The sequence below is a fragment of the Actinoallomurus rhizosphaericola genome (genome assembly GCF_024055675.1).
Lineage (GTDB): Bacteria > Actinomycetota > Actinomycetes > Streptosporangiales > Streptosporangiaceae > Actinoallomurus > Actinoallomurus soli.
Genome location: NZ_JAMXMW010000023.1, coordinates 125,365 through 149,904 on the forward strand (window position 1 = coordinate 125,365; position 24,540 = coordinate 149,904).

Sequence of the window (24,540 nt, forward strand, 5' to 3'; positions counted from 1 at the left end):
CATCCCGTCTCGCGCCGCACGAAGTTATCAGCCCAGGCGGGTGAGGCTCGGCCGAGCGCCGATACGCGTGCGACGGCGGTCCCCCGCGACCGGCGTCGGGCGGGGTGCGCCGGTTCCCTCAACGGAAGCACCGATCGGTGGTGACGCCACCCGCCGCCCGCTACGCCAAGGCCCTGCCGGCCACGCGGGAGGTGAGCCAGTCGTCGATCGCGGCCCGGACGGCGGTCAGATCGTACGTGCGCTGGTCGACGTTGTCGGCGCGAAGCTCGAACACGGGAATCCCCGCCCGTTCGAGGGTCTCGGTGATGAACCAGCCGTTCCGCGCGTCCTCGCCGATCAGGTGCACGACTCCGTCGACCTGGTGGAGCCTGGCCTCCTTGAGGTACCACTCGTTCGACCACGGCGGCCGGTACAGCTGGTCGGAGAAGGCGGCGAAGCGGGCCGCGAGGGCGCGCATCGGGTCGTCGCCGTACCGGATGTAGCCGTCGGCGGCGATCGCGAGGTACATCGACCAGACGAAGACGGCACCGTGGCGTTCCTCGAAGTACCGGTAGAAGTCCATGTCGTACCAGAGGCCGCGGCCGATCCACATCAGGCGCAGTCGCTCGCCGGGGAAGGCGGCGTCACCGCCGGCGACGCGGGCGGCGACCTCGTCATGGAACCGCTTGGCGGCGTCACGGGCCCAGACGGTGCCCCGGTGCCACTGCGGGATCATGACGCTGGAGATGCTGTCGTCCACGCGAAGCGGGACGGGACGGGTCCGGGCGATGAGGTCACGGGTGCGGCGGTTCCATTCCTCCTGTTCGTTGACCAGCGCCATGACCTCGCGGAAGCGGGACTCGCGGAAGACACGACCGGTCGTGGTCTCCAGGAAGCGTACGAGTCCTTCCAGTTCGGCGACCAGCGATATAGCCGATCTTGATGGCCGAGCCGTCGCCGCCCGCCGCACTGGTCCCGCACGCGGCGAGGGGGAACAACGCTGCGGCGGCGGCCAGGCGGACGACCCGCGAGCGGACCGCGCGCGGACGGGGGGTGGGCGGTCGGTTCTCCCCGGCGTGAACGAACATCCGGGTACCTCCTCGATGACGCGACGCCGCGTAGGGCGCGAGGAAATGTGGGGTTGGGCGGATGCCGCGGACGGCGTCGGCCGTCGCGGGATGCGTGTTCACGTCAGCGCACGACGACCGTGCGCCGCGTCGTGATGGGTGATGGGAAAAGGGTGGACGTCCGCCCGGGACGGGCGTGTGGCGGCCTCAGCGGCCGGTTACCACCAGACGTCCCGGTGGGCGTTCTCGACGACCTCGACCAGCCTCGCGACCGACGGTCCGTCCAGGTCACCGAAACGGAGGGGCCGGCCGTCGCGATGGGCGCGGACGGTCCCGAGAGCGAGGTCGGCGAACTGGGCGGCCACGGTGTCCAGGCCGAGCGCCCCGTCGGCCTGGTACCACTGGGTCACCAGCGTGGTCGAGCGCATCAGCGCGATCCGCGCCAGCGACACCGACTCGAAGGTGAACACGCCCTCGGAGCGCCCGCGGGTGAGGACGTCCGTCCACAGGCGGTTCGTCCGTGCGCGCTGGCGGCTGATCGCCGGGTGGTCGGACCAGTCGCGCGCGTGCAGTTCCTGCTGCAGCAACTGGCCCATCTGCGGGTGCTTCACGGGAATGATGATGTGAACGCCGATGAGGGCGGCGAGCTTCTCCTCCGGACGATCGACGATGCCGCAGGCGTCCTCAAGCGCCTGGCCGTGCCTGCTGAGCCCCTCCAGGACGAGATCGGTCAGCGCCTCGTCCTTGGAGCTCAGATAGTGGTAGAGCATCGAGGTGCTCACGCCGGCGTGAGCGCCGATCTCGCGGATCCCGGTCGCGTGGAATCCCTTCTGCGAGAACAGCTCCAGCGCCGCCCGCGACAGGCGAACGTTCACGGGGGCGTCGTCCGCGGACCGGCGGCCACGCCGCCCCCGCGCCGACTCACCGGTGTTGCCGCTCATCCCGGCCTCCTCGATGCGCCATTCGACCTTCAGTCGACCGACCGATCGATCGGTCGAACTGTTTCGGAGACCGTACCTATCGATCGATCGATCGGTCAATACCCGAAACGGTCGGTGGGCACCGGAGTCCGTGACCGCTCATCCAGCACCAATACAAAGATGTGACCCACTGGGTAGTCGTGTGACTACTTTGCGTATTCCATGCTGGGTGACGCGCCAGACAGGCGCCATGGACATGCCACGGACACACCAGGGAGACGTCGACATGGTCAAGCAGGTGCATCGCGAGCGTCGGAACGCGGAACTGGCCGTGGCGCCGCTGTACAGCGGGCTGGTGCCCACCGGCGGAATCCCCCGCTACCGGCTGGCGCCCGGTCCGATGGCGCCGGACTCGGCCGCCGCGCTGGTCCGGGACGAGATCATGCTCGACTCCAACGCCCGCCTCAACCTCGCCACCTACTGCACCACCTGGATGGAGCCCCAGGCCAAGGGACTGATCGCCGATTCCCTGGACCGCAACCTGGTGGACCACGACCAGTACGCCCAGACGGCGGAGCTGGAGACACGGTGCGTGAACATCCTGGCCGACCTCTGGAACGACCCGGGCACCGACGGTGTCGGGTGCTCGACCGGCGGCTCCAGCGAGGCGACGATGCTGGCCGGGCTGGCGATGAAGTTCAACTGGCGCGCGCGGCGACGAGCGCAGGGGCTGCCGGCCGACAGGCCCAACCTGGTGATGCCGAGCGTGGTGCACACCTGTTGGCCGAAATTCTGCCGCTACTGGGATGTCGAGCCGCGCTACGTGCCGATCCGGGAGCCCGGCTTCACCGTCGACCCGGCCGAGGTGGCGAGCCTCTGCGACGAGAACACCATCGGCGCGGTGGCCATTCTCGGGTCCAGCGCGCTGGGAATCTACGACCCGGTGGCCGAGATGGCGTCCGCGCTGGATCGGCTCCAGGCCGAACGGGGAGTGGACGTGCCGCTGCACGTCGACGCCGCGGTGGGCGGCTTCATCGCTCCGTTCCTCGAGCCCGACCTGGTGTGGGACTTCCGCGTGCCCCGGGTGCTGTCCATCAACACCTCGGGCCACAAGTTCGGGCTGGTCTACCCGGGCATCGGGTGGATCATCTGGCGCGACAAGAAGGCGCTGCCGAAGGAGCTGATCTTCGACTGCGAGCTGCTGGGCGGCAGCGTGCCCACCTTCACGCTCAACTTCTCCCGATCAGGCGCGCCGGTGGTGGCGCAGTACTACACCTTCCTGCGCCTCGGGTTCGACGGCTATCGCGCGGTGCAGCAGGCCTGCCGTGACGTGGCGTCCTATCTGGCCGAACAGATCGCGAAGATGCCCGCGCTGGAGGTCATCTCCGACGGGACCCATCTGCCGGTCGTGGCCTTGCGGATGCGCCCCGACACCACCACGACCGTATTCGACCTCCACGACCGGATGCGTAAACACGGGTGGCAGATACCCGCCTACCACCTGCCCGACGCCCTCGGCGACACGGCCGTGATGCGCATGGTGATCCGCAACGGCTTCAGTCGCGACACCGCGGACATCCTGCTGAACGCGCTGCGCGCCGAGCTGGCCGAGCTGTCGCCCGCGTCCACGGCGAAGGCCAGCACGCCCGCCGTGCCGGAGCCGCGACGACGTGGCCCCGTGTACCACTGAGAGGACTCGGGGAAGACCGGCAGCAGGGTGGACGGACCGCGCCGTGATCGCGCGGTCCAGATGACGGCGGATCGACCAGGACACCGCGGCGGGTTCCGAGACCCTCGGAACCCGCCGCATTCCGGGAACTCCCGGGTCGTCGAACTGGTACTGCCAGACGCGTGCGTGGCGGGCTGGCGCAGTATGTGCGTTCGCGCCGGGCGGGATCTGCGGGTCGCCCCACGGCGGATCTCCTGTCAGCCACTCGAGACCGGAAAGAGGTGACGCGATCCTGCGCGCGGACCACGGCGAGACCGTCGAGCCGCTCGGTAACCGGCATCCATGGATAGCGCCGCACGGGGTGTTCCCCTGCCTCGCGACGGCACCTGGGTGACCGTCGGGGTCCGGACGGACGAGGAGTTCGCCGGCCTGGCGGCCGTCGCCGGCCTGCCCGGCGACCCGGCCTGGGCGACCCTGGCCGGGCGTAAGGCGAACGAGTCCGCGGTGGAGGAGCACCTCGCCGCCTGGAAGCGGTCCAGGCTCGCCGACCCCGGAGTCGCGCGCCGCGCCGCGGCTCCTACGCTCATCTCCCGGGGCGGCGGACCGCCCTCGTTCGCCTTGGTGGAGGAGCACGCGTGAGTGAAGTTCAGGTCGCCGTTCTGGACGACTATCAGCGAGTGGCCGCTTCAATGGCGGACTGGGAGGGACTGCCCGGCGTCTCGACACGGTTCTTCGCGGAGCACATCGCCGACCCCGACGCCTTGGTGGCCGCGCTGGAACCGTTCGAGGTGATCGTGGCGATGCGCGAACGCACGCCGTTCCCCCGCGACGTGCTCGCGCGGCTGCCCCGGCTGCGGCTGCTGGTCACGACGGGTATGCGCAATGCCTCGATCGACCTGGACGCGGCGCGGGAACTCGGTGTCGTCGTCTCCGGTACCCGCGGCAGCGCCGGAAGCACGGCCGAGCTCACCTGGGCCCTGATCCTCGGTCTCGTACGGACCGTCGCGGCCGACGATGCCCGGATCCGGGCGGGGCGCTGGCAGGAGGCCGTCGGCCTCGACCTGGACGGTCGTACGCTCGGCGTCGTGGGGCTCGGCCGGCTGGGCGCGCGGGTGGCCCGCGTCGGCCTGGCCTTCGGCATGAACGTCATCGCGTGGAGCCCGAACCTGACGGCGGAGCGGGCCGCCGAGCACGGGGTGACCCTGGCGGACAGGCGCGAGCTGTTCGGCTCGGCGGACATCGTGTCGCTGCACATGGCGCTGAGCGACCGTACCCGCGGCCTCGTCGGGGACGCCGATCTGCGGGCGATGAAGCCCAGCGCGTTCTTCATCAACACCTCACGCGCCGGGCTGGTGGACCAGGACGCTCTCCGGAGGGCGCTGGACGAAGGCTGGATCGCCGGGGCCGGGCTCGACGTGTTCGACGTCGAGCCGCTGCCGGAAGACCACTGGCTGCGCGCCTCACCGCGCACGCTCCTGTCACCGCACATGGGTTACGTCACCGAACAGAGCTACCGGGTCTTCTACTCGGACGCGGTGGAGGACATCGCCGCCTTCCTGAACGGTGCGCCGATCCGTACGCTGTAGCCGGCCTCCCGGTCTCCCGGCCGAACACCACCGCCATCAAGGGGCGGGGGGTGAGTCGACGCGGAGTACCTGCAGTTGCACCATCAAGGCGAATCGCTGGTCGGGATCGCCGAGATCGCACTGCCCGACCTCGGTGACCCGTCGGAGCCGGTACCGGAAGGTGTTCTGGTGCACGGCGATCGATTCGGACGCCCTCACGACGTCGCCGAACGCGTCCAGCCAGGCGCGGAGCGTCCGGACGAGATCGCCGCGGCGCCGCCGGTCGTAGTCGATCAGCCGTGCCAACGCTCCCGTCGGCTCCTCGCCTCGCGCCGTGGCGAGGTCACGCAACTCCGAGATCAGAGCTTCACCCTGCAGTTCGTCGAACCGGCCGATCCGCCGCCGGAGGCGTCCCTCGCGGAGCACTCGCAGGACCCGGTCGACACAGGAGCGGCTGTGAGCCACATCGGACAGGTCGAGCGCCACCGGGGCCACGGCGGTGATCGGCGGCAACCGGTCCCCCACCCGGTCCAGGAAGTCCTGGAGGATCCCCACCGCGCGTGTCCCGGCTGTCTCCACGGCTCCGGTCATGGGCACCAGCCCATAGGTGACCGCGCCGATCGCCGCCGCCGCGGCTCGGGGGTGGATCGCCGACAGGTGCAGGGCGAACGCGTCGCTGAGCCGCTGCCGGTCATGGACCACGGTCGCGCTGTCGGAGTGGTCATAGCGCGGGCCTCGTTCGTCGAGAGCCACGCCCAGCACCAGCAGCGGCTGACCCGACAGACCGAGCCGTTCGAGCGCCTCACCCGCGCCGACACCGCCTTCCAGCGCGGTGCTCAGCAGGTCGGTCCGCATTCGCCGCTGCACGTCGGCACCGGCGCGGACCCGGAGCATGTGCAGGGCGACCAGCTTGGCCGACTCGCGCAACGCCTCGTTGCGCTCGTCGCTGAGACGGCCGGGTACCACGGCCCAGATGGAACCGAGCACCTCATCACCCGCCCGTACGGAGATGGCGACGCGTGGCAGTGTGGTGCCGCCCATCCCGTCGGAGAAGGGTTCGATGTAGACGGTCTGGTCGCTGCGGAGCAGATCCCGGAAGTTCCCCCGCTCGTGCAGAACGCGCGCGTACCGCTCCGGCACCTGGCGGCCGAGGATCGTTTCGACGCGGGAAGGGTCGGCCTCGTCCTGGCGGCCGGAGAAGGCGAGCACGCGGGAGTTGCGGTCCTCGATGGTGATCGGTGCGTCGAGAAGCGCCGCGATCGCGTTGGCGACCGCGAACAGGTCACCCGCGGGCAGCCCGCCGAGCGACTCCTCCTCGGCGGCACCCGCGTCCGTACCCCGGGCGAGCAGGGAGCGGAGCATCTCGCTGAGGTGACCCCACGGAGCACCTCGGCGCAGGCCGAGCACGGCGACCGCCGCTTCGTCGGCGGCGGCCCGTACCTCGTCGGTGAGCGGAACCGGCGCGCGGAGGACGAGCGCGGCCGCGTTCTGCTCCCCCAGTCGGCGCAGGAGCGCGGCGACGTCGCCGGGAGCCTCCACCCCCACACCGAGCACCATCGCGTGGGAGGGCAGCACCGGCTGATCGAGCGGGTCGTGGAACACGACGGCGCTGATCTCTCCGGGACGGTCCGGGTCGCCGTGGGCGAGTTCGAGCAGGGTCGCGCCCAGGTCGTCGACGACCCGTCCGAGATTCGCGCGGGGACGCACGGTGCCGGCGTGCTGCACGGTCTCACCGTAGACGCGCGAGATCACGCTCAACTAGTCGAATCCGCCGAATCCAGCCGCTATCTTTCGTCGCATTCGACCGTTCACCCGGTAAGCCACTCGGTGGCGGTGGTGACCTCGGCGAGCCGGTCCGGCACCGGCACCAGTCCGAGCCCGGGACCGGTGGGAACCTCGAGGTGGCCGTCGTCGAGCACGAACGGCTCGGTGATGTCCGAGGCGTAGTACCGTCCGGACGCCGAGGTGTCGCCGGGCAACGTGAAGCCGGGCATGGCGGCGAGCGCGACGTTGGCGGCCCGGCCCAGGCCGGTCTCCAGCATTCCGCCACACCACACCGGGATGCCGTGGGCCACGCAGACGTCGTGGATCCGACGGGCCTCGAGGTATCCGCCGACCCGCCCGGGCTTGATGTTCACCACCTGGCAGGCGCCCAGCCGGATCGCCGCCGCGGCGTCGCGGGCCGACGCGATCGACTCGTCCAGGCAGATCGGCGTCCGGATCCGCCGGGCCAGCTCCACGTGGCCGAGCACGTCCTCCTCGTCGAGGGGCTGCTCGATCAGCAGAAGGTCGAAGGGGTCCAGCCGGGCCAGCTGCCGCGCGTCGGCCAGGGTGTAGGCCGTGTTGGCGTCCACCTGGAGCAGGAGGTCGTCGCCGTACCGCTCGCGGACCGCGCGAACCGGCTCGAGATCCCAGCCGGGCTCGATCTTGAGCTTGACACGGACGTAGCCCTCGGCCAGGTAGCCCCCGACGGCGTCGAGGAGCTCGGGGACGCCGTCCATGATCCCGACCGAGACACCGCACGGGACCCGGTCGCGCACGGCGCCGAGCTCACGGCCGAAGGAGCGGCCCTCGGTGCGTAGTTCGGCGTCCAGTACCGCCATCTCGAGCGCCGCCTTGGCCATGCGGTGGCCCTTGAACGGCGCGAGGATCCCGGCGACGGAGTGGGCCGTCGGCGGACCGGCCGCCATCACCGCCGGAACGAGGAACCGGCGCAGCACGTCCGCGGCCGCGTCGACGTACTCGGAGGAGTACAGGGGGTCGGCCATCGCCACGCACTCGCCCCAGCCTTCGGCGTCGTCCGTCGTCACGCGCACGAGCAGGATGTCGCGGGTGGTCTGGGTGCCGAACGACGTACGGAACGGCGCGACCAGGGGAATGGAGATCCGTCGCAGTTCGACGCCGGTGAGTTTCATGATTCCCTCCGTACGATGTACCAGCCGGTACGGTCGAAGCCGTCGATCCGGCCGCCGCGGCCGGTCAGGCCGGTGAGCGCCTCGCGCACGGCGAGCCGCCAGCGCCGTGCCAGTTCGGGTTCGGTCGCGCGGAGCGCCGTGATGTCCCGGGGCACGGCGACGAGTGAGGTCGCACCGTCGAGCCTGCCGGGTACCGGGCTGCCGTCCTCGGCGATGCCCAGTGCGAGGACGGCGCCCGCCCGCATCTCTTCCTTGGCCACCTCACCGGTGCCGCTTCCGAGGCCGGCGCCGGTCACCGGGCTGTCGCGGAGCCGCCAGCGCACCAGGAGCCGGTCGGACTCCCCGTCGCTGTTGATGGCGTCGACCATCGGGCCATAGAAGTTCGGCAGGTACTCGACCGGTCGCGCGGCCAGCTTCACGAGGTTGAAGTAGGCGTTCCGCGCCACCAACGGGTCGAACGTCCAGGCGACCTCGGAGACACCGCGCAGCAACGCCCATGCCCGCTGGTGCAGTTTGAGCGCGAAGCCGACACTGCGGCCCGTGACGGCCGCGGAGACACCGGCGATGTGGCTGTGGAGGGCGCCGCCCGCCGGGGCGAAGAAGCCCACGCAGGCGCCGACCAGATGGTCGCCGTCGAATGCGCCGGCCACATAGTTGCCGGCCTTGGTGAAGGCACGCAGCAGTTCGATCGTCACCGGCGGGTTCGCGGCGCGCCCCCAGATGGTGGCGAACAGGCTGACCACGCCGGTGAGCTCGGCGATGTCGGTGAGCTCGCGCACCGAGACGCCGGCCGCCTCGGCCGCGGCCTCCGCGGCCCGCACCGCGTGGTCCAGCACCGGCTCCGCGGCCGGGGCGCTGATATCGGTCATGGGGCCTCCTTCGTCGGCCCCATGACCACGGTGCCGTGCTTACGGGTTCCCTCGCTACGCTCGGTCACGAGGCCTCCTTCGCCGGCCCCGTGACCACGGTGCTGTACTTACCGGTTCCTTCGCTGCGCCCGGTCATGGCGTTCCTGCTCCTCAGCTCGTCGGGGGTCGTCACGGTCGTGCCGCAGTGGGCGTGGCGAGCGGGTCCGGCGAGCCCGCCAGCAGCTGTTCGACCAGTGCGCGCACCAGCGCCGTCCGCGTGGGCATCTCCTCGACCAGCACGTGTTCGTCGGCGGCGTGCGCGCCGCCGCCGACCGCGCCGAGGCCGTCCAGGGTGGGCGTGCCGACGCCGGCGGTGAGGTTCCCGTCGGACGCGCCGCCGACCGCGGCGCGAGCGGGCTCGGGCAGTCCCCGGTCCAGGGCGATCCGGCACAGCAACGCGTAGAGCGCGGCCGAGGCCGCCGCCTCGAGTGGAGCGCGGCTCGGGCCGGCGGCCGTCTCGACGCGGGCACCGGGCACCGTGGGCCGCAGCGCGCGGAGCGCCCGGTCGACCCGTTCCTGTTCCGCCACGGTCCTGGCCCGTACGTCGACGGCGAACGCTCCCTCGGCCGGGACGGTGTTGGCGGTGGTGCCGGCACGGGCGACCGTCGGCGTGACCGTGGTACCGGCCTCCGGGTCGGCGAGCGCGCTGACGGCCAGCACCTGGTGAGCCAGCTCCAGCGTGGCGTTCACGCCCCGATCCGGCTCCAGCCCGGCGTGGGCGGCGCGTCCGGCCACGTGTACCTCGTACTGCGCGGCGCCTTTGCGCTCGGTCTTGAGGGCACCGCCGTCGGCGGACGCCTCGAACACCAGGGCGGCCGTCGCCGCCCCGGCCTCCTGCTCGATCAACGCACGGGAGGTGGGCGAGCCGATCTCCTCGTCGCCGGTCACGAGCAGGGTGACGCCGTCGAGCCCGGCGGCCGCGTGGAACGCCATCACCAGGCCGGCCTTCATGTCGAAGCAGCCGGGTCCGCGCAGGATCCCGTCCTCGACGGTGCAGGGGTGGTCGGCCAGCGTGCCGAGCGGCCACACCGTGTCGTGATGGCCGAGGAGCAGCACGCGTGACGGTCCCGTGCCGAGCCGCCAGCGCAGGTGAGTCCGGCCGTCCAGCACGATCCGCTCGGGCGCGACGCCGAGGCGGGCGGTGCCGACCCGGGCGACGACCTCGGCGGAGCGTGCGACGGCGGCCAGGTCGGTGGAGGGTGACTCGCACTCGATGAGGGCGCGTGCGTCGGCGAGCAGGTCGCGAAGGGCGGCGGTCACCGGTGCACCCGCGGGGTCGCGCGTGCGCCGAAGTGCAGGTACGGCTCACCGGTCGGCAACTCGTAGAAGGTGACCGGCGCCCAGGTCTGCGCCTCGGGCGGCCTGACGGCGAACAGTGCCGGACCGACCGGCACCAGCGCGTGCTCTTCGACCGGGTCCGGTAGCAGCTCGGCGAGTGGACCGGTGATGGTGGTCCGGAGCAGTGGTCCCTCCGGGCCGTTCTCGACCTCCATGCGCACACCGGCCCGCTCGTAGACGCCGACGTAGGGTGCCACATCGACGGTCACCGGTTCGGGCGGCGGCGCGAACGGCGGCGGCATCGTGACGCCGGCGACCTCTGCGAAGATCTCCCGGTACAGGTCCTGGTAGAGGCCGCGGGCGTCACCGCCGTTGGTGAGCAGGACGACGGCGAGTCCCTGGTCGGGCAGCACCCGCAGGAACGCCGCCTGGCCGAGCGTGTTGCCGTCGTGACCGATCAGGCGGTGCCCGTCCCAGCCGAACCGGATCCAGCCGAGCCCCCACGAGTCGCCGAGGGTGTGTTCGTCGGGCAGGGCGGTCTCGTGCGCGGCCATGGCGGCGGCGCTGTCCGCGCCGAGGATCCGCGTGCCGTCGGCCGCGAGGCCGCCGGTCAGATGCAGCCGTGCGAAGGCCAGGACCTCGGCGGCGGTGGAGGTGATCAACCCGGCCGGGCCGATCGAGCGTGGCAGCGTCCAGGCGGGCGCCGGGACGGGCTCGCCTTCCTGCTCGTCGTGGCCGACCGCGGCGGCGAAGAGCAGCGCCTCCTCGGGCAGGGTCACGGTGTGCGTCAGCCCGAGCGGGGCGCACAGCCGGTCGCGTAGCGCTCGGTCCCACGTCTGCCCGGTGACCTTCTCGATCACCCGGCCCAGCAGCGCGTACCCCGCGTTGCAGTAGGAGAAGGTGGCGCCCAGCGGGTGGTTCTGCCCGGCGTCGCCGAGGAGGTCGACGTACTTCTCCAGGCAGTCGTCGCCGCGGCCGGTGTCGGTGAACACGTCGCCGTCGATGCCGCTGGTGTGGGTGAGCAGGTGCCGCACCGTGACCGACTTCGTGACGTCGGGGTCGGCGAGCCGCAGCTCCGGCAGGACATCGGCGACCGGGGTGTCCAGCGCGAGCGCCCCCTCGTCGACCAGGGTCATCGCCACGGTCGCGGTCCAGACCTTGGTGATCGAGCCGATCTGGAACAGCGAGTCGGTGGCGACGGGTGCGCCGGTGCGGACGTGGAGGACGCCGTGGGCGGCCTCGACCAGCTCGTCGTCGAGTCCGTTCGCCCCGATCCGGAGGATGCCGATCTGCGCGCCGGGGACGTTGTGCCGCTCGGCGAGCCGGGCCAGCCGCCGCCGCCAGTGCGCGCCGTCGATGCGGGGCCGGCCTGCCCGGCCGGTGTGCTGTTCGAGCCAGTCCAGCACCCGGTGGTTGAAGTCGAGCCGCTGTGAGGGCGGGCCGAGCAGGATGAAGAGGTGGGAGGCGTCCGGGTAGACGACGAGCCGGGTCGGGACGCCTCGCTCCCGCAGCGCGGTGTGCCACTGCTGAGCCTGCCCGAGCGGGCAGGTCAGGTCGGCGGCGCCGTGGAACAGCAGCGTCGGCGTACGGACGTCGGCCACGCGGGTGAGCGGTGACATGGCGGCGTACTCCGCCGGTTTCTGCCACGGGGTGCCGTCGAGTTCGTGGACGCTGAGGAGGTGGCCTTCGTCGCTGGAGCCGGCCAGGCTCACCAGGTCGCTGACCGTGCCGCCGGCGACGGCCACCGCGAACCGGTCGTCGTGACCGGTCAGCCAGCAGGTCATGAAGCCGCCGTAGCTGTATCCCGCCACCGCGAGCCGGTCCGGGTCCGCGAACCCCTCGGCGACGAGCCGGTCGAGCGGCTCGAGGAAGTCGGCCGCGTCGGCGACGCCCCAGCCACCGCGGACCCCGTCGTAGAACGCCTCGCCGTATCCGTCGCTGCCTCGCGGGTTGACCAGCAGCACCGCCCAGCCGCGGTCGACCAGCTCCTGGTGGTAGAGGTGGATCTCGTCGGCCGCCGCGTTCCACGCGTTGTGCGGGCCGCCGTGCACGTCGAGGAGGACCGGCCGCGGGCCGGTGCGCGCGGGATCGTGCGTGAGCCAGGCCTGCACCTCGGTGCCGTCGGAGACGGTGAACCACCGCTCCTCGCGGGGGTACAGGTCCACGCCGGCGAGTGCGGCGCCGTGGTCGGTCAGCACGGTCTCGGCCCCGGTCGCCGGCTCCACGACCGCGATCTCGCCGAACGACGTGGGGGTGGTGAGCGCCACCGCGGCGCGGCCGCCGCCGACGGACAGTCCCGAGACGACCCGGCCGGGCCCGGCGAGGACCGGGCGCGCGTCGTCGCCGTCGGCCGTGACCGACCACAGGTGGGTGCAGCCGTGGTCACGCAGGCAGAACAGGATCCGGCCGTCGTCCTCGTGCGGCAGGCCGCCGGGATAGCCGGGACCGCCGGGCATCACGTTGCGGTCGAGGGCGTCCGACAGGTCGGTGACCTCGCCGCCGGCGGCATCGACGCGGTACAGGTGGGCGTGTCCGACCGGGTCGCCGGACCAGCCGGTCACGAGCAGCGCCGAGCCGTCGGCGACCCAGCCGACGGTGGTGGCCACCCCGTCGGCGAAGGCGAGGACTCGTGCCCGTGCGTACGGCGTGTCCAGCTCCAGCAGGTGCACCGGGGTGCGGTGGCGCAGGTCGCCGTCGGCACCGGCCCTGCGAGTGAAGGCGAGACCGGTGCCGTCCGGCGACCAGGCCGGGGTGCCGGCGCTCTCGGCTCCGTCGGTGAGCTGCCGGACCTCACGGCCGTCCAGGTCGAGAACGTGCAACTGCCGGCGCACCGGGCCGTGGAACCCCTGCCCGTCGGCCTGGTAGTCGAGGCCGTCGGAGACCATCGGCCCCCGCGCGCCGCCGGTCGGGTCGACCGGTGCGGTGAAGGCGAGCCGGCGGCCGTCCGGGCTCCAGCGCGGCGCCCCGGCCCCGAGCGGCAGGTCGGTCACCTGTTCGGGCTCCCCTCCTGCGACGTCGAGCACGGCGACCTGCCCATCGCGGAGGAAGGCGAGCCGGCGGCCGTCCGGCGACCAGGCCGGCGCGGTGTCGGCCGGCCCGGAGGTGAGGCGACGGGGCGGGTCGCCGTCGACGCCGACCAGCCACAGCTGATCGACGGTACGGTCGCCCTCCGCGTCCAGGGTCCGGAGCACGTAGGCGATCCGGCCGCCGTCCGCCGAGAGCACCGGTTGTGACGGCACCGCCAGGTCGGTGAGGTCCTCGATGCGCAGTCGTCGGCTCATGAGTCCTCCTTCGTCGGAGGAGTGACCAGGGGCGCTGTGTTCATTGATGCACTCGCTCCGCTCGTTCATGGCCTGCTCCTTCGTGTGGTTCGCCCGGGTACGGCGGCGAGCAGTTCGCGGGTGAAGTCGTGACCGGGCTCGGTGAGCACGCGTGCCGTCGGTCCCTGCTCGACGAGCCGGCCGTGCCGCATGACCGCGACGTGCGAGGCGACATAGCGGACGACCGCGAGGTCGTGGGAGATGAACAGCATCGCCAGGCCCAGCTCGCGCTGGAGCTCACGGACGAGGTTGAGCACGGCCCCCTGGACCGAGACGTCCAGGGCGGAGGTGATCTCGTCGGCGATGATCACGCGTGGGCGCGCCGCGAGCGCCCGCGCCAGTGCGACCCGCTGCCGCTGACCGCCGGACAGCCGGGACGGGACGGCACCGGCACAGACCGGGTTCAGGTGCACCAGCTCGAGCAACCGCTCGACCTCGGCTCGCCGGTCGGCGCGTGAGCCGCCCGGCGGCATCGCCTCGGCCACACTCTGCGCGACCGTCATCCGGGGGTCGAGCGACGAGTAGGGGTCTTGAAAGACCATCTGCAGCGGACGCGGCCGGCCGCGGGCCGGGACCGGCGCGCCGCCGAGGGTGATCCGGCCGCCGGCGAGCGGAGCCAGTCCGACGGCGGCCCGGGCCAGCGTGGACTTGCCGGAGCCGGACTCGCCGACGAGCCCGACCACCGCGCCCTCGGGGACCGTCAGGCTGACCCCGTCGACGGCGGTCGTCCGGCCGTAGCGGACCGTGACGTCCTCGAAGCGCAGCTCACTCACGGCGACTCCACCAGGTCATCGATGCTCCTGTCGTCCGGCCGGTCCGGCAACGGCTCCCCCGCGTGCCAGCACGCCACCCGGTGGCCCGGCGAGCCGGCCGGGTCGGCCGCCAGCGGCGGGTCCTCGGCCGCGCAGCGGGCGTCGGCGAGCGGGCACCGATCGGCGTAGGCACAGCCGGGCGGCACGTCGGCCGGGTCGACCGGGCGGCCCGGGATCGTCGCGAGCGGCTCCGTCGGGTCCGTGTTCATGTCGGGCACCGCGTCGACCAGTGCCCGGGTGTAGGGATGCCGGGCGGCGGTTGTCAGCTCGGCGGCCGGCAGATCCTCGACGATCCGGCCGGCGTACATCACCAGGATCCGGTCGCAGACCTCACCGACCACCGTGACGTCGTGGCTGATCAGGATCAACGCGACATCGTCCGCTTCGCGGATCGCGGCGAGCAGGTCCAGCACCTGCTGCTGCACCGTGACGTCGAGAGCGGTGGTCGGCTCGTCCGCGACGATCAGCGCCGGGGCGCCCATCAGTCCCATTCCGATCATCGCCCGCTGGCGCATCCCGCCGGAGAACTCATGGGGGTACTGGCGGGCCCGCCGGTCCGCGTCCGGGATCCGGACCGCCGTCAACCGGTCGACGGCGCGGGCCATCGCCTCCTTGCGGCTCCTGCCCTGGTGACGCGTGGCCACTTCCGCCAGCTGGGCACCGATCCGGCGGGTGGGGTTGAAGGCGGTCATCGGGTCCTGGAAGACCATGGCCAGCGTGGTGCCCAGCATCCGGCGCCGGGCCGCGGTGTCCGGCGCCAGCAGGTCGTTCCCGAGGAATTCGAGCCGGGAGGCGTCGACGCGGCCCCGGTCGGCGAGCAGCCGGGTGACCGCCAGGGCGGTCATGGACTTGCCGGAGCCCGACTCCCCGACGATGCCGACCGCCTCGCCGCGGCGTACGTCGAAGGACACGCCGCGGACCGGCCGTACGGGACCCGACGGCCCGGAGACGGTGACCTCGAGGTCGCGGACGTCGAGCACAACCTCCGGCGACCGGTCGCCGGCCTCCTCGCCCTGATCCGTACGCTCCGGTCTGCCCGCCGACCCGGCGCGTGCGGGCCTCACTCCGCGCGGGCCGCCGCCGACGGGGACGCCGAGCCCCTTGGCGACCGACTCGCCGAAGAGGTTGAACGCCAGCCCGGCCAGCAGCACCGCCGCCCCCGGGGCGAGCGCCGCGGCGGCGTTCACGTAGATCATGCCGATGCCGTCGTAGAGCAGACGGCCCCAGTCATAGGAAGGCGACTGGACGCCGAGGCCGAGGAACGACAGTCCGGCGAAGGACAGGAGTGCGGTGCCGGCGCCGATGGTGGCGTTGACGACCAGCGGCTCGGCGATGTTGGGCAGCACGTGGCGGAGGAGGATCCGGAACCGGCCGATCCCCACCGCCCGGGCGGCCGCGACGTAGTCCCGCGCCGCGACCCCGGCGACGAGCGTCTGAGTGAGGCGCGCGAACGCCGGGGCGCCCGCGAGCCCGATGGCCAGGACCGCGCCGGTGGCGCCGACGCCGAACACGACCGCGAAGAACAGCGCCAGCAGCAACCCCGGGAAGGCGACGGCGGTGTTCACCCCGGCCGACACCCACCGGCCGGTCCGGCGGCCGAGCACGAACGGCGCCGACCCGAGCAGCAGCCCGGCGACCACCGCGATCACGGTGGCGAGCAGGGCGAGCAGGATCGACAGCCGGGAGGCGACGAGGACCCGCAGGAGGATGTCCCGGCCCAGGCTGTCCGTTCCCGCCCAGTGCCGAGCGGAGGGCTGGGCCAGGATGGCGTCGGTGTCGACGGCGCCGGCGCCGGATCCCCACAGAACCGGTCCCAGGACGGCCAGGGCGACGACCGCCACCACGAGCACGGTCGCCGTGAGGCCCAGTGGCGTGCGGACGACCCGCCTCCAGCGTCCTTGCATCCGTCAGTCCTCCCGGATCTTCGAGCGGGGATCGAGCAGGGCGATGGCGACGTCGACGACGAGGTTGACGATCAGCACGCCGACGCCGTACACGAGGACGATCGCCTGCACCACCGGATAGTCCTTGGTGATGATGGAACGCACGATCGTGCTGCCGAGGCCCGGCCAGGCGAAGACGTTCTCGACGAGGACGGTGCCGGCGACCAGCGCGCTCAGCAGGAGCCCGCCCACCGTCAGCGCGGCGGTGACGGCGTTGGGCAGCGCGTGACCGACGTAGATCGCCCGGGCGGGCAGGCGTTTGGCCCGGGCGGTCCGGATGAAGTCGGCATCGAGCACTCCGACCATCTCGACGCGGACGATGCGGGCGAGGATCGCCGCCGGCCCGATCGCCAGTGAGAACACGGGCAGCACGTACGCCGACGCGGTGGCGTCACCGGCGACGGGCAGCCACCCGAGCTGGATCGCGAAGACGTAGACCAGCGCGACACCGATCAGGAAGTCCGGGATGGTCGCCATGATGATGCTGGTCGTGGTGAAGGCGAGCTCGGTGCGTCGTCCACGGCCACGCCGGGTCAGCACGCCCGTGACGACGCCCAGCGGGATCGCCAGGAGCACGGCCGTCAGGAAGGCGAGCCCGGCCAGGATGAGCGTGGCCGGCAGCCGCTGGGCGACCACGTCGGAGACCGGCAGCTGCGAGGCGAGCGACGTGCCGAGGTCTCCGGTGACCAGCCCCTTCAGATAGTGGAGGTACTGGACGAGGATCGGCTCGTCCAGGCCAAGGGCGTGCCGGCGGGCCTCGACCAGGTCCGCCGGCGCGGTGGGGCCCAGGGCTCCCCGGACCGGATCCCCCGGAATGAGGTGGATCATCGCGAAGGACGCCGTCACCAGAACCCACAGCGAGACCAGCAGCCGCCTCAGGCGCCGGACGCCGAACCGTACCGACGGAAGAGCCCAGAATCGCGGTCGCGCGGGGTCCACGGGCGCGCTCGGGACGGTCAGAGTCGCCGGCATGTCCGCTCTCCCCTTCCTTACTTCGCCAGCATGCGGATGCTGGTGGGGACGAGCTCGCCGGGCGTCTGGAATTCCGCGGCCTTGCCGAACGTGCGCACGACATCGCCGGCGAACGGCACGACGTCCGCCTTGGCGATCAAGCCGGACTCCGCTGCGAGCCAGTCGTGGCATCCGGCCGTGCCCTGGATCGCCATCGCCGACTTCACCGCCGCGTCGTAGTCCGGGTCGGAGATCCCGGCGAAGTTGTTCCCCTGCGGCGCCGCCGGTCCGGAGAGGAAGGGCACGAGCTGGTCCGGGGCGTTGACGTTGACCGGGGCCCAGGCGACGTCCCAGTTGCCGGTACCGAAGATCGTGTTCGTCAGGGTCGTCTCGTTCTGGTTGTGCGCGGTGGCCTCCACGCCGATCGCCTTCCACTGCCGCACCGCCAGCTCGGCCGCCGCGTCGCCGCCGGTGCCGGTCTTGTTCTCGTAGACGAAGGTCAGCTGCAGCGGTCTGCCGTTCTTGGTGCGCCTGCCGTCGCTTCCCCTGGTCCAGCCCGCCTGGTCGAGCAGGGCGCCCGCCGCCTGCGGGTCACGGGCCGGCAGAGCGTGGGAGACGGAGTCACCGTGACAGGCGACCGGCTCGTTCACGGCCAGCATCGTCGCCGGGGTGCCGCGGCCCGACGTGAGCACCTTCTGCAACTGGCCGAGGTCGAGTGCCTGAGTCAGCGCCTTCCGGACCCTGGGGTCGCTGGTGGCCCGGCCGGCGCGCTGGTTGTACCACTGCTCCCCGACGAGATTCGGGGTCTTGGCCGCGTACAGGCCGGCCTTCTCCAGCCGCTCCGCATCGGGCCCAAGGATCTGAGCGCCGTTCAGGCCGCCTGAGAGCAGCAGGTTCGCCGCGGTCGTCGGGTTCTCGACCACCTTGATCACGACGGTCTTCGGCAGTCCCCTGGTCGCGGTCGTCGCGCCGTTCGGGCCCCAGGTGTAGCCGTCGCGGAGCGCGTACGTGTAGTGGTCACCCGGCGCGGCCTGAATCAGCTTGTAGGGCCCGGTGCCGGCCGTCGCCGTCCTCAGCGAGGACCGGTCGGCCATGCCGCCGGGGCAGACGATCGGCAACTCGGCCAGTCCGTTGAGGACGAACGGGGCCGGCCGGGCCAGCGTGAGCGTCACGACGCGGGTGGCGTCGTCGCCCTTCGCCTTGACGCCGGCCGGGAGGAAGGTCCCCAGGAAGGGACTCTTGTTCTTCGGATCGGCGACGAAGTCGAGGTTCTTCGCCACGTCGGAGGCGGTGAGGCGAGTGCCGTCGGAACAGGTGATGCCGTCGGCCAGCGTCAGCGTGACCGATCTGCCGTTGCTCTGCCAGCTTTTGGCCAGCGCCGACCGGATAGCGCCGGTCGTGCCGTCGACGCTGACCAGCGAGTCGTAGGCGAACCGGGAGACCGTGAACAGAGAGGTGCCCGCACCCATCTGCGGGTCGAGGTCGCCCGGGTCCGAGGAGAGCCCGTAAGTGAAGGTGCCGCCGTCGACGACCCCGGCTTTGCCGCCGCCGTTCGCGGCACCCCCGCAGGCGGTGAGCGCGGCCGCGGCCAGGGCGAGGCAGAGGCCGTGAATGCCCAGACTGGTCAGCTTCATGGCTGTTCCGTTTCCGTACGTTCTCGTGGCGGGGTTCGGCGTCAGGCGCCGGCGCGGCGCACCGCGCGGCCGAGGTGCAGGTACAGCGCGTGGCCGGTGCCGTCGTCGCCCAGGAACGCGTGCGGCATGTACATGCCGCGATCTGCGAGGACCGGAATCAGCATGTCGTCGCGGTAGTGGACGAGCTCGGTACGCTCGGCCCGCCCGCCCAGCTCCTCGAAGACGCCCTTGGGGGTCTGCTCGATCCAGATCCGCTGATCGTCGTCCTGGCTGACGGTGAGGTCGAAGACCGAGGCCGAGTAGGTGCCGACGTACCGCTCGGCGTCGATCCGCCGGGGCTCCGCGGGCGGGACGGGGAGGGGCGGCAGACCGACATCGGTGAGCTCGCCCAGCACCTGGCCCACGACGTCGCGGTAGAGCGAGACGGCGTCGCCGCCGTTGGTCAGCAGCGCGACGGCCAGTCCGGCCTCGGGGACCATCCGCAGGAACGCCGCCTGCCCGATGGTGTTGCCGTCGTGGCCGATGATGGTGCCGTCCGGCGTGTCGAACCGTTCGAAACCGAGGCCCCATGACGTCCCCATGAGACCGAGCTCGGGCAGGTCGACCTCCCGATCATGCATCCGGGCGGCGGTCCCCGGAGCCAGCACCCGGGTGCCGTCGGCCGCCCGGCCGTCCTCGAGGTGCATCCGCGCGAAGGCGACCAGGTCCCGCGGCCGCATCGCGAGCATCGAGCCGGCCGGGGCGTTCGACCGCGCCATGGCCCAGATCGGCGCCGGCACGTAACCGGCACCCGGTTCCATCTCGATGTGCCCCACCGCGGCGCGGAACATGATCGCCTCATAGGGGCCGGTGGCGGTGTGGGTGAGCCCCAGTGGCGCGATGAGGTGTTCGCGCAGGCACGCGTCGTACGGCCGCCCGCGCAACACCTCGACGAGCCGGCCGAGCACGCAGTAGCCGGCGTTGTTGTACGAGAACCGCTCGCCGGGCGGGAACAGCTGCGGCACCTCGTGCAGGGTCGCGACGTACTTCTCGAGACAGTCGTCGCCCACCCCGGTGTCGGTGAAGATGTCCCCCTCGAACCCGGCCGTGTGGTCGAGCAGCTGCCGGACGGTGATCCGCTCGGCCGCCTCCTCGTCGGCGACGCGGAACTCCCTCAGATAGGTGCGCACCGGCCGGTCGAGGTCGACCGCGCCCTCGTCGACCAGCTGCATGACCAGCGTGGCGGTCCAGAGCTTGGTGACCGACCCGATCTGAAAGACCGAGTCCGCGGTCGCCTCCACCCCGGTCGTCCTGCTGAGCAGGCCGGCTGCTCCGTCGACCACCTGGTCGTCCTGCACAACGGCCCACCCCACGCCCGGAACATCGTGTTCCTCGAGCAACCGTGGAAGCTGCTCATCGAGCCGAGCGTGGATGTCGTCAAGGTTGCCCATGCGTTGTGATGCTAAGCACGATGCCGCACGGAGGGTTCGTCGTCCTCGACGACGTGCCGGCGCGGAATGGTGGTCTCCGACCAAGGGCTCGCGCGACGGGCACCGGACCGGCCCGGCCCGGCGGCGCCTGTCCGTTCGGACGTCGCTTCCGCGCGTTGCCAGGGCCGGGCCGGTTACGTGAACGACAGGCCCTCGGCGCCGAAGACGAGCCGGGCGAAGTTCTCGGCGATACGCCGGTGTCCCGCCGGGTCGGGATGGACCTCGTCGGGCAGCGGCAGTTCGGCGTAGTCCTTCTCGCCGTAAAGGTCGCGGCCGTCCAGGTAGTGCAGGTTCGAGTCGTCGGCCGCCCGCTCTTGGACGATCCGGGCGAGTTCGTCGCGGATGACGTTGAGCGTCAGGCGCCCGGCGGCGCGTTCGGCCGGGTCGCCCATGGCCTTGAACCGCAAGGTCCCGTCACTGAGGTCGGGCATGAGCGGACCGGGGGTGTCCTCCTGGACCGGGCACAGGATGGGTGACACGACCAGCAGGGGCGTGGTCGGATGCCCCTCGCGGATGGTGTCGAGGAAGCCGTGTACCGCAGGGGTGAAGGCGCGCAGGCGCATCGCGTCGGCGTTGACGATGTTGATGCCGATCTTGATGCTGATCAGGTCGGCGGGGGTGTCCCGCATCGCGCGGGCGGTGAACGGGTCGAGCAGCGCACTGCCGCTGAAGCCCAGGTTGACCAGGTCCACGCCGCCCTGGGCGGCGGCCAGGGCCGGCCAGGTGGCGGTCGGGTGGTCGGCGTTCGAGCCGTGGCTGATGGAACTGCCGTGGTGCAGCCACACCCTGCGTCCGTCGTCCGTCGCCGACTCGACCGGGGCGTCGGTGCGCAGGGCGATCACCTCGGTGATCTCCGTGTGCGGAAGCCAGATCTCGATCGCCTTGTCGCGCGGGGGCAGATCCGTGAACCGGGCGGTGCCGGGAAGACCTTCCCGTAGTTCGGCGGCCTGGGTCACCATGTCGACGATCGTGCGGAGGTTGCCGCCGGCCACCGTGGCCTGGGCGGCGAGACGGCCGTCGACCAGCAGGTCGTACACGCCGTCCGCCGGGGCCGGGAATCCTCGGTAGACCCGCTTGGTGGGCAGTGTCTCCAGTTCGATGGTGGTGGCCCTGGTGCGGAAGACCAGCCGCACACCGGACGGCTGGGCCTCGGCCACGGCCAGTTGGTCGTCCGGGATCTGCCGACGAGCCTGAGCGGGCAGCCGGTGCGGCAGCAGCCCGTGCGCCGTGCGCTCCACGTCGAGGGCGCCCCGCAGCATGTCGGCGGTGACGGTTGTGGTGATCAAGTTCTGTTCGGTGTTCATTGCCTCACCCTGTTGATCGGGATGGGTCGGACGCGGCGCGCTCGCGCAGCAGGGCGTCGAGGGAATCCACGATCCAGGACCAGGATTCCTGCGGGTCGACGGCGGTGTGGCTGAAGCCTCCGGCCATCTCCAGGCTGACGTAGCCGTGGAAGACGCTGCCCAGCATCCGGACCGCGTGCGTCTGGTCCGGCTCCGTCAGGTCGTAGCCGCGCAGGATCGCCCGCGTCATCTGGGCGTGCCTGACGCCGGCGCTGGCGGCCGCCGTCTCGGGGTCGAGTCTGAGCCGGGCGGCGGCGTAGCGGCCGGGGTGCTCGCGGGCGTAGTCGCGGTAGGTGTCCGCGAAGGCCACCAGGGCGTCCCTGCCGGCGCGCCCGGCCACGGCGTCGGCGGCCCGGTCGGCGAGTTCCTCCAGGGCGAACAGGGCGATCCTGGTCTTGAGGTCCTGGGAGTTCTTGACGTGCGAGTACAGACTCGCGACCTTGACGCCGAAGCGCCGGGCGAGCGCCGAGACGGTCACGTGGTCGAAGCCGACCTCGTCGGCCAGTTCCGCCCCTGCCCGGGTCAGGCGATCCGGGGTCAGCCCCACGCGAACCATGATCACCCTCCGAGTTAGCGAAACCCTTTCACCATCTGCCAACAGTGATTATGCATCTACCTAAAGGCTTTAGGCAAGCCGGCCTGTGCCTTGATCTTCTCGATCGCGTCGTTGAAGCCGATGGGAGGCCGCGGCGGGGCCTGGTGCCGCGCCAAGTACGGTCACCACGCCTCGATCGTCGATCACCTCCAGGAACAGGGGCTACGGGCGGCCACCCTGGAGGTCCACCCGGCCTGACGCCCGTCCGCGCTCATGCACGGCGCGTGCATTCACGGCCGATTGAGATCCGCCACCTACCACTGCCGGGCCGGCGTCAGGGCATGATGTCGCTGATTCCGGTGCTCCCCCGGAACAGCGCCGGAACACGAGCAAGCACGGAGGCGGCCATGGCAATGCCGAAGAAGGGCTCACGGCTCATCACCGTCGACGGCACCACCTACCGCTGGCGCGTCGGACACAAGCCGACCTATAGCCAGGACGACAGCCCGGCCCCGCTCACCTTCGCCGTTGAGCGCGCCGAGGAGCCGGCAAGCGTTCTCATGGTGACACTCCCCTGCGCCCGGCCGGACAACTGGCAGGGAGAGCGAACGATCGCGATCCGCCCCATTCTCGTCAGTGGCTGCATCCGACGGGCCATCGAACAAGGATGGGACTCGCGGCAGGCGGGCTCGGGATTCACCCTCACCGTTACCGAACACGACCTCGCCGTACTCCTGGGCGAATCACCTCAGTACCTGATCCCCTTCCTCTGGGGCATGATCCCCGAAGGCGGCGGCATCCAGGACCTCCCGCGGGCCGTTCAAATCTGGAGCCGAGACCAGACCGCACCCTGAATCCGCGCCAGGACGGGTGCATCCGGGCTTCAGCTAAGAGCGGCTGCGGTTGAGCTGCGCGAGCTCCCCCAGACCGAGCTGCTGCGAAAGCATCCGGTAGGGGTACATCTCCGGCGGCGGCGTGTGCGCGGCCAGCCGCGTGTGCTCCGCTTCCGTCAGCGTGACGTCCGTCGCTCCGAGCAGGTCCTCGAGTTGGGTGAAGGTGCGGGGGCCGACGATCGGCGCGACGACGCCGTCGACGCCGAGGAGCCAGGCGAGCGCGACCTGCGCGATCGTCGCGCCCTTGTCGCGCGCGATCGCTTCCGCCTCATCGACCACGCGGAAGTTGCGCTCGATCGCGCGGCGGTGGCGCGCCTCCTCGAGACCGTCCCCGGCGGCGGCCATCCGCGAGCCCGCCGGTGGTTCGGCATCGCGCGAGTACTTCCCCGTCAGGAAGCCGGCCCCGAGCGGCCCCCACGGAATCACGCCGATGCCGGCGGCGCGGCAGAACGGCAGGACCTCCACCTCGATCGAGCGCTCCACGAGCGAGTACTGGGGCTGCAGTGAGACGAACGGCGCCCAGCCGTTGCGGTCCTGCAGCCCGACCGCCCAGGCGAGCAGCCACGCCGGGAAGTTCGAGGCGCCGAGCGCCCGTACCTTGCCTGCGCGCACGAGCCCGTCGAGCGCCTCCAGCGTGTCCTCGAGCGGCGTGGCGGGGTCCGGCGCGTGGACCTGATAGAGGTCGATCACGTCGATGCCCATCCGCCTCAGGCTCGCGTCGCACGCCGCGCGCACATGGTCGGGCGCGAGGCCCTTCCCGGGCGGGTCGGAGACCGGCATGCCGACCTTCGTGGCCACGACGACCTCATCCCGGTGCGAGGCCAGCCACGGCGCGAGCGTGCGCTCGGACTCCCCGTCGCCGTACACATCCGCGGTGTCGAGGAAGTTGCCGCCGGCCTCGATGTAGCGGTCCAGCATCCGGTACGACTCGTCGCGCGGTGTCCGGCCGCCCATGAGCATCGTGCCGAGGCTGAGCCGGGTCACCTGGAGCGGGCCAAGGTTCCTGGTGCCCATCGGGGATGTCGCCTTCTCCGTTGTCATGCCGGAGAGGCTATGAGCGAGCCGCTGATGCGTCCAATGTGCAAATCGTTGTTACTTCATATCGTCTAGCGCAAGATCTCGGCCTCCTCCGGCCCGTCACAGCGATCCGAGCCAGGTCGTCTACCGCCCGATCCAGGACGACCTCCCACTCTGGGACATGGCACTCGCCTGGTCGGCGAGCGACCAGTCACCGACCTTGGCCGGATTCCTCGCCGTCGCCGAGAATGGCTCGTACCCCGGCCACGCTCAGCGGTCAGAGGTCGGCACCGCGTTGGGAGCCGATGGGAAATGATGCTGC

At 71.7% G+C, this 24,540-nt stretch carries 20 protein-coding genes; 5 read left to right on the forward strand and 15 right to left on the reverse strand.

The features are described from left to right. Window positions 1-160 precede the first annotated feature (160 nt). Together NE234_RS37495 and NE234_RS37500 are read right to left on the reverse strand one after the other, a co-directional pair. The gene (locus NE234_RS37495) at window positions 161-949 is read right to left on the reverse strand and encodes a 2-hydroxyacyl-CoA dehydratase family protein (protein ID WP_252785712.1); all 789 of its coding nucleotides are present in this window, start codon (window positions 947-949) and stop codon (window positions 161-163) included. 315 nt (window positions 950-1,264) lie between these two features. After that, window positions 1,265-1,987 (reverse strand): TetR/AcrR family transcriptional regulator, encoded by a 723-nt coding sequence (locus NE234_RS37500; RefSeq protein ID WP_252785713.1) that lies wholly within the window; start codon window positions 1,985-1,987, stop codon window positions 1,265-1,267. 208 nt (window positions 1,988-2,195) lie between these two features. On the opposite strand from NE234_RS37500, the gene NE234_RS37505 reads away from it, so the two are divergent. From NE234_RS37505 to NE234_RS37515, 3 genes are all read left to right on the forward strand, one after another. Continuing rightward, the gene (locus NE234_RS37505; protein WP_252785714.1) at window positions 2,196-3,656 is read left to right on the forward strand and encodes a glutamate decarboxylase; all 1,461 of its coding nucleotides are present in this window, start codon (window positions 2,196-2,198) and stop codon (window positions 3,654-3,656) included. Between the two features lie 321 nt (window positions 3,657-3,977). Continuing rightward, a complete protein-coding gene (locus NE234_RS37510; protein ID WP_252785715.1) occupies window positions 3,978-4,274 on the forward strand; it encodes a hypothetical protein in 297 nt (98 codons plus the stop codon). Then, on the forward strand, window positions 4,271-5,221 hold the full coding sequence (locus tag NE234_RS37515; RefSeq protein WP_252785716.1) for a D-2-hydroxyacid dehydrogenase family protein: 951 nt from the start codon (window positions 4,271-4,273) through the stop codon (window positions 5,219-5,221). The genes NE234_RS37510 and NE234_RS37515 overlap by 4 nt, the downstream gene beginning before the upstream one ends. A 36-nt stretch (window positions 5,222-5,257) precedes the next feature. On the opposite strand, the gene NE234_RS37520 is transcribed toward NE234_RS37515, so the two are convergent. The 12 genes from NE234_RS37520 to NE234_RS37575 all read right to left on the reverse strand — a co-directional run bounded on the left by NE234_RS37520 (window position 5,258) and on the right by NE234_RS37575 (window position 22,329). After that, window positions 5,258-6,952 carry a PucR family transcriptional regulator gene (locus NE234_RS37520; RefSeq protein ID WP_252785746.1) on the reverse strand — a complete coding sequence of 565 codons (1,695 nt, stop codon included), beginning with the start codon at window positions 6,950-6,952 and terminating at the stop codon, window positions 5,258-5,260. A 56-nt stretch (window positions 6,953-7,008) separates the two neighbouring features. Then, complete coding sequence (menC, locus tag NE234_RS37525) at window positions 7,009-8,115, reverse strand: o-succinylbenzoate synthase (protein WP_252785717.1); 1,107 nt, start codon at window positions 8,113-8,115, stop codon at window positions 7,009-7,011. Then, a complete protein-coding gene (locus NE234_RS37530; RefSeq protein ID WP_252785718.1) occupies window positions 8,112-8,984 on the reverse strand; it encodes a GNAT family N-acetyltransferase in 873 nt (290 codons plus the stop codon). Before NE234_RS37530 ends, menC begins: the two co-directional genes overlap by 4 nt. 168 nt (window positions 8,985-9,152) lie before the next feature. Further along, complete coding sequence (locus NE234_RS37535) at window positions 9,153-10,283, reverse strand: M20/M25/M40 family metallo-hydrolase (protein WP_252785719.1); 1,131 nt, start codon at window positions 10,281-10,283, stop codon at window positions 9,153-9,155. Then, complete coding sequence (locus NE234_RS37540; protein ID WP_252785720.1) at window positions 10,280-13,582, reverse strand: serine hydrolase; 3,303 nt, start codon at window positions 13,580-13,582, stop codon at window positions 10,280-10,282. The genes NE234_RS37535 and NE234_RS37540 overlap by 4 nt, the downstream gene beginning before the upstream one ends. Before the next feature lie 65 nt (window positions 13,583-13,647). Further along, window positions 13,648-14,394 carry an ABC transporter ATP-binding protein gene (locus NE234_RS37545; RefSeq protein WP_252785721.1) on the reverse strand — a complete coding sequence of 249 codons (747 nt, stop codon included), beginning with the start codon at window positions 14,392-14,394 and terminating at the stop codon, window positions 13,648-13,650. Continuing rightward, window positions 14,391-16,337, reverse strand: coding sequence for a dipeptide/oligopeptide/nickel ABC transporter permease/ATP-binding protein (locus tag NE234_RS37550; protein WP_252785722.1), 1,947 nt, complete (start codon window positions 16,335-16,337; stop codon window positions 14,391-14,393). Before NE234_RS37550 ends, NE234_RS37545 begins: the two co-directional genes overlap by 4 nt. A 3-nt stretch (window positions 16,338-16,340) precedes the next feature. Further along, window positions 16,341-17,348 (reverse strand): ABC transporter permease, encoded by a 1,008-nt coding sequence (locus NE234_RS37555; RefSeq protein WP_252785723.1) that lies wholly within the window; start codon window positions 17,346-17,348, stop codon window positions 16,341-16,343. A 17-nt stretch (window positions 17,349-17,365) separates the two neighbouring features. Continuing rightward, window positions 17,366-18,961, reverse strand: coding sequence for an ABC transporter substrate-binding protein (locus NE234_RS37560; protein WP_252785724.1), 1,596 nt, complete (start codon window positions 18,959-18,961; stop codon window positions 17,366-17,368). A gap of 41 nt (window positions 18,962-19,002) precedes the next feature. Further along, the gene (locus tag NE234_RS37565) at window positions 19,003-20,391 is read right to left on the reverse strand and encodes a serine hydrolase domain-containing protein (protein WP_252785725.1); all 1,389 of its coding nucleotides are present in this window, start codon (window positions 20,389-20,391) and stop codon (window positions 19,003-19,005) included. 173 nt (window positions 20,392-20,564) lie between these two features. Next, on the reverse strand, window positions 20,565-21,734 hold the full coding sequence (locus tag NE234_RS37570) for a GDSL-type esterase/lipase family protein (RefSeq protein WP_252785726.1): 1,170 nt from the start codon (window positions 21,732-21,734) through the stop codon (window positions 20,565-20,567). 4 nt (window positions 21,735-21,738) lie between these two features. After that, entirely contained in the window at window positions 21,739-22,329 is a 591-nt protein-coding gene (locus NE234_RS37575) for a TetR/AcrR family transcriptional regulator (RefSeq protein ID WP_252785727.1), read from the reverse strand. A 111-nt stretch (window positions 22,330-22,440) separates the two neighbouring features. Here NE234_RS37575 and NE234_RS44820 point away from each other — a divergent pair, with 111 nt between their 5' ends. Further along, the gene (locus NE234_RS44820) at window positions 22,441-22,566 is read left to right on the forward strand and encodes a hypothetical protein (protein ID WP_256530056.1); all 126 of its coding nucleotides are present in this window, start codon (window positions 22,441-22,443) and stop codon (window positions 22,564-22,566) included. A 149-nt stretch (window positions 22,567-22,715) separates the two neighbouring features. Next, entirely contained in the window at window positions 22,716-23,162 is a 447-nt protein-coding gene (locus tag NE234_RS37580; RefSeq protein ID WP_252785728.1) for a hypothetical protein, read from the forward strand. A 33-nt stretch (window positions 23,163-23,195) separates the two neighbouring features. Here the strand turns inward: NE234_RS37580 and NE234_RS37585 are convergent, their stop codons facing one another. After that, window positions 23,196-24,242 (reverse strand): aldo/keto reductase, encoded by a 1,047-nt coding sequence (locus NE234_RS37585; RefSeq protein WP_252785729.1) that lies wholly within the window; start codon window positions 24,240-24,242, stop codon window positions 23,196-23,198. Window positions 24,243-24,540: the final 298 nt, after the last annotated feature.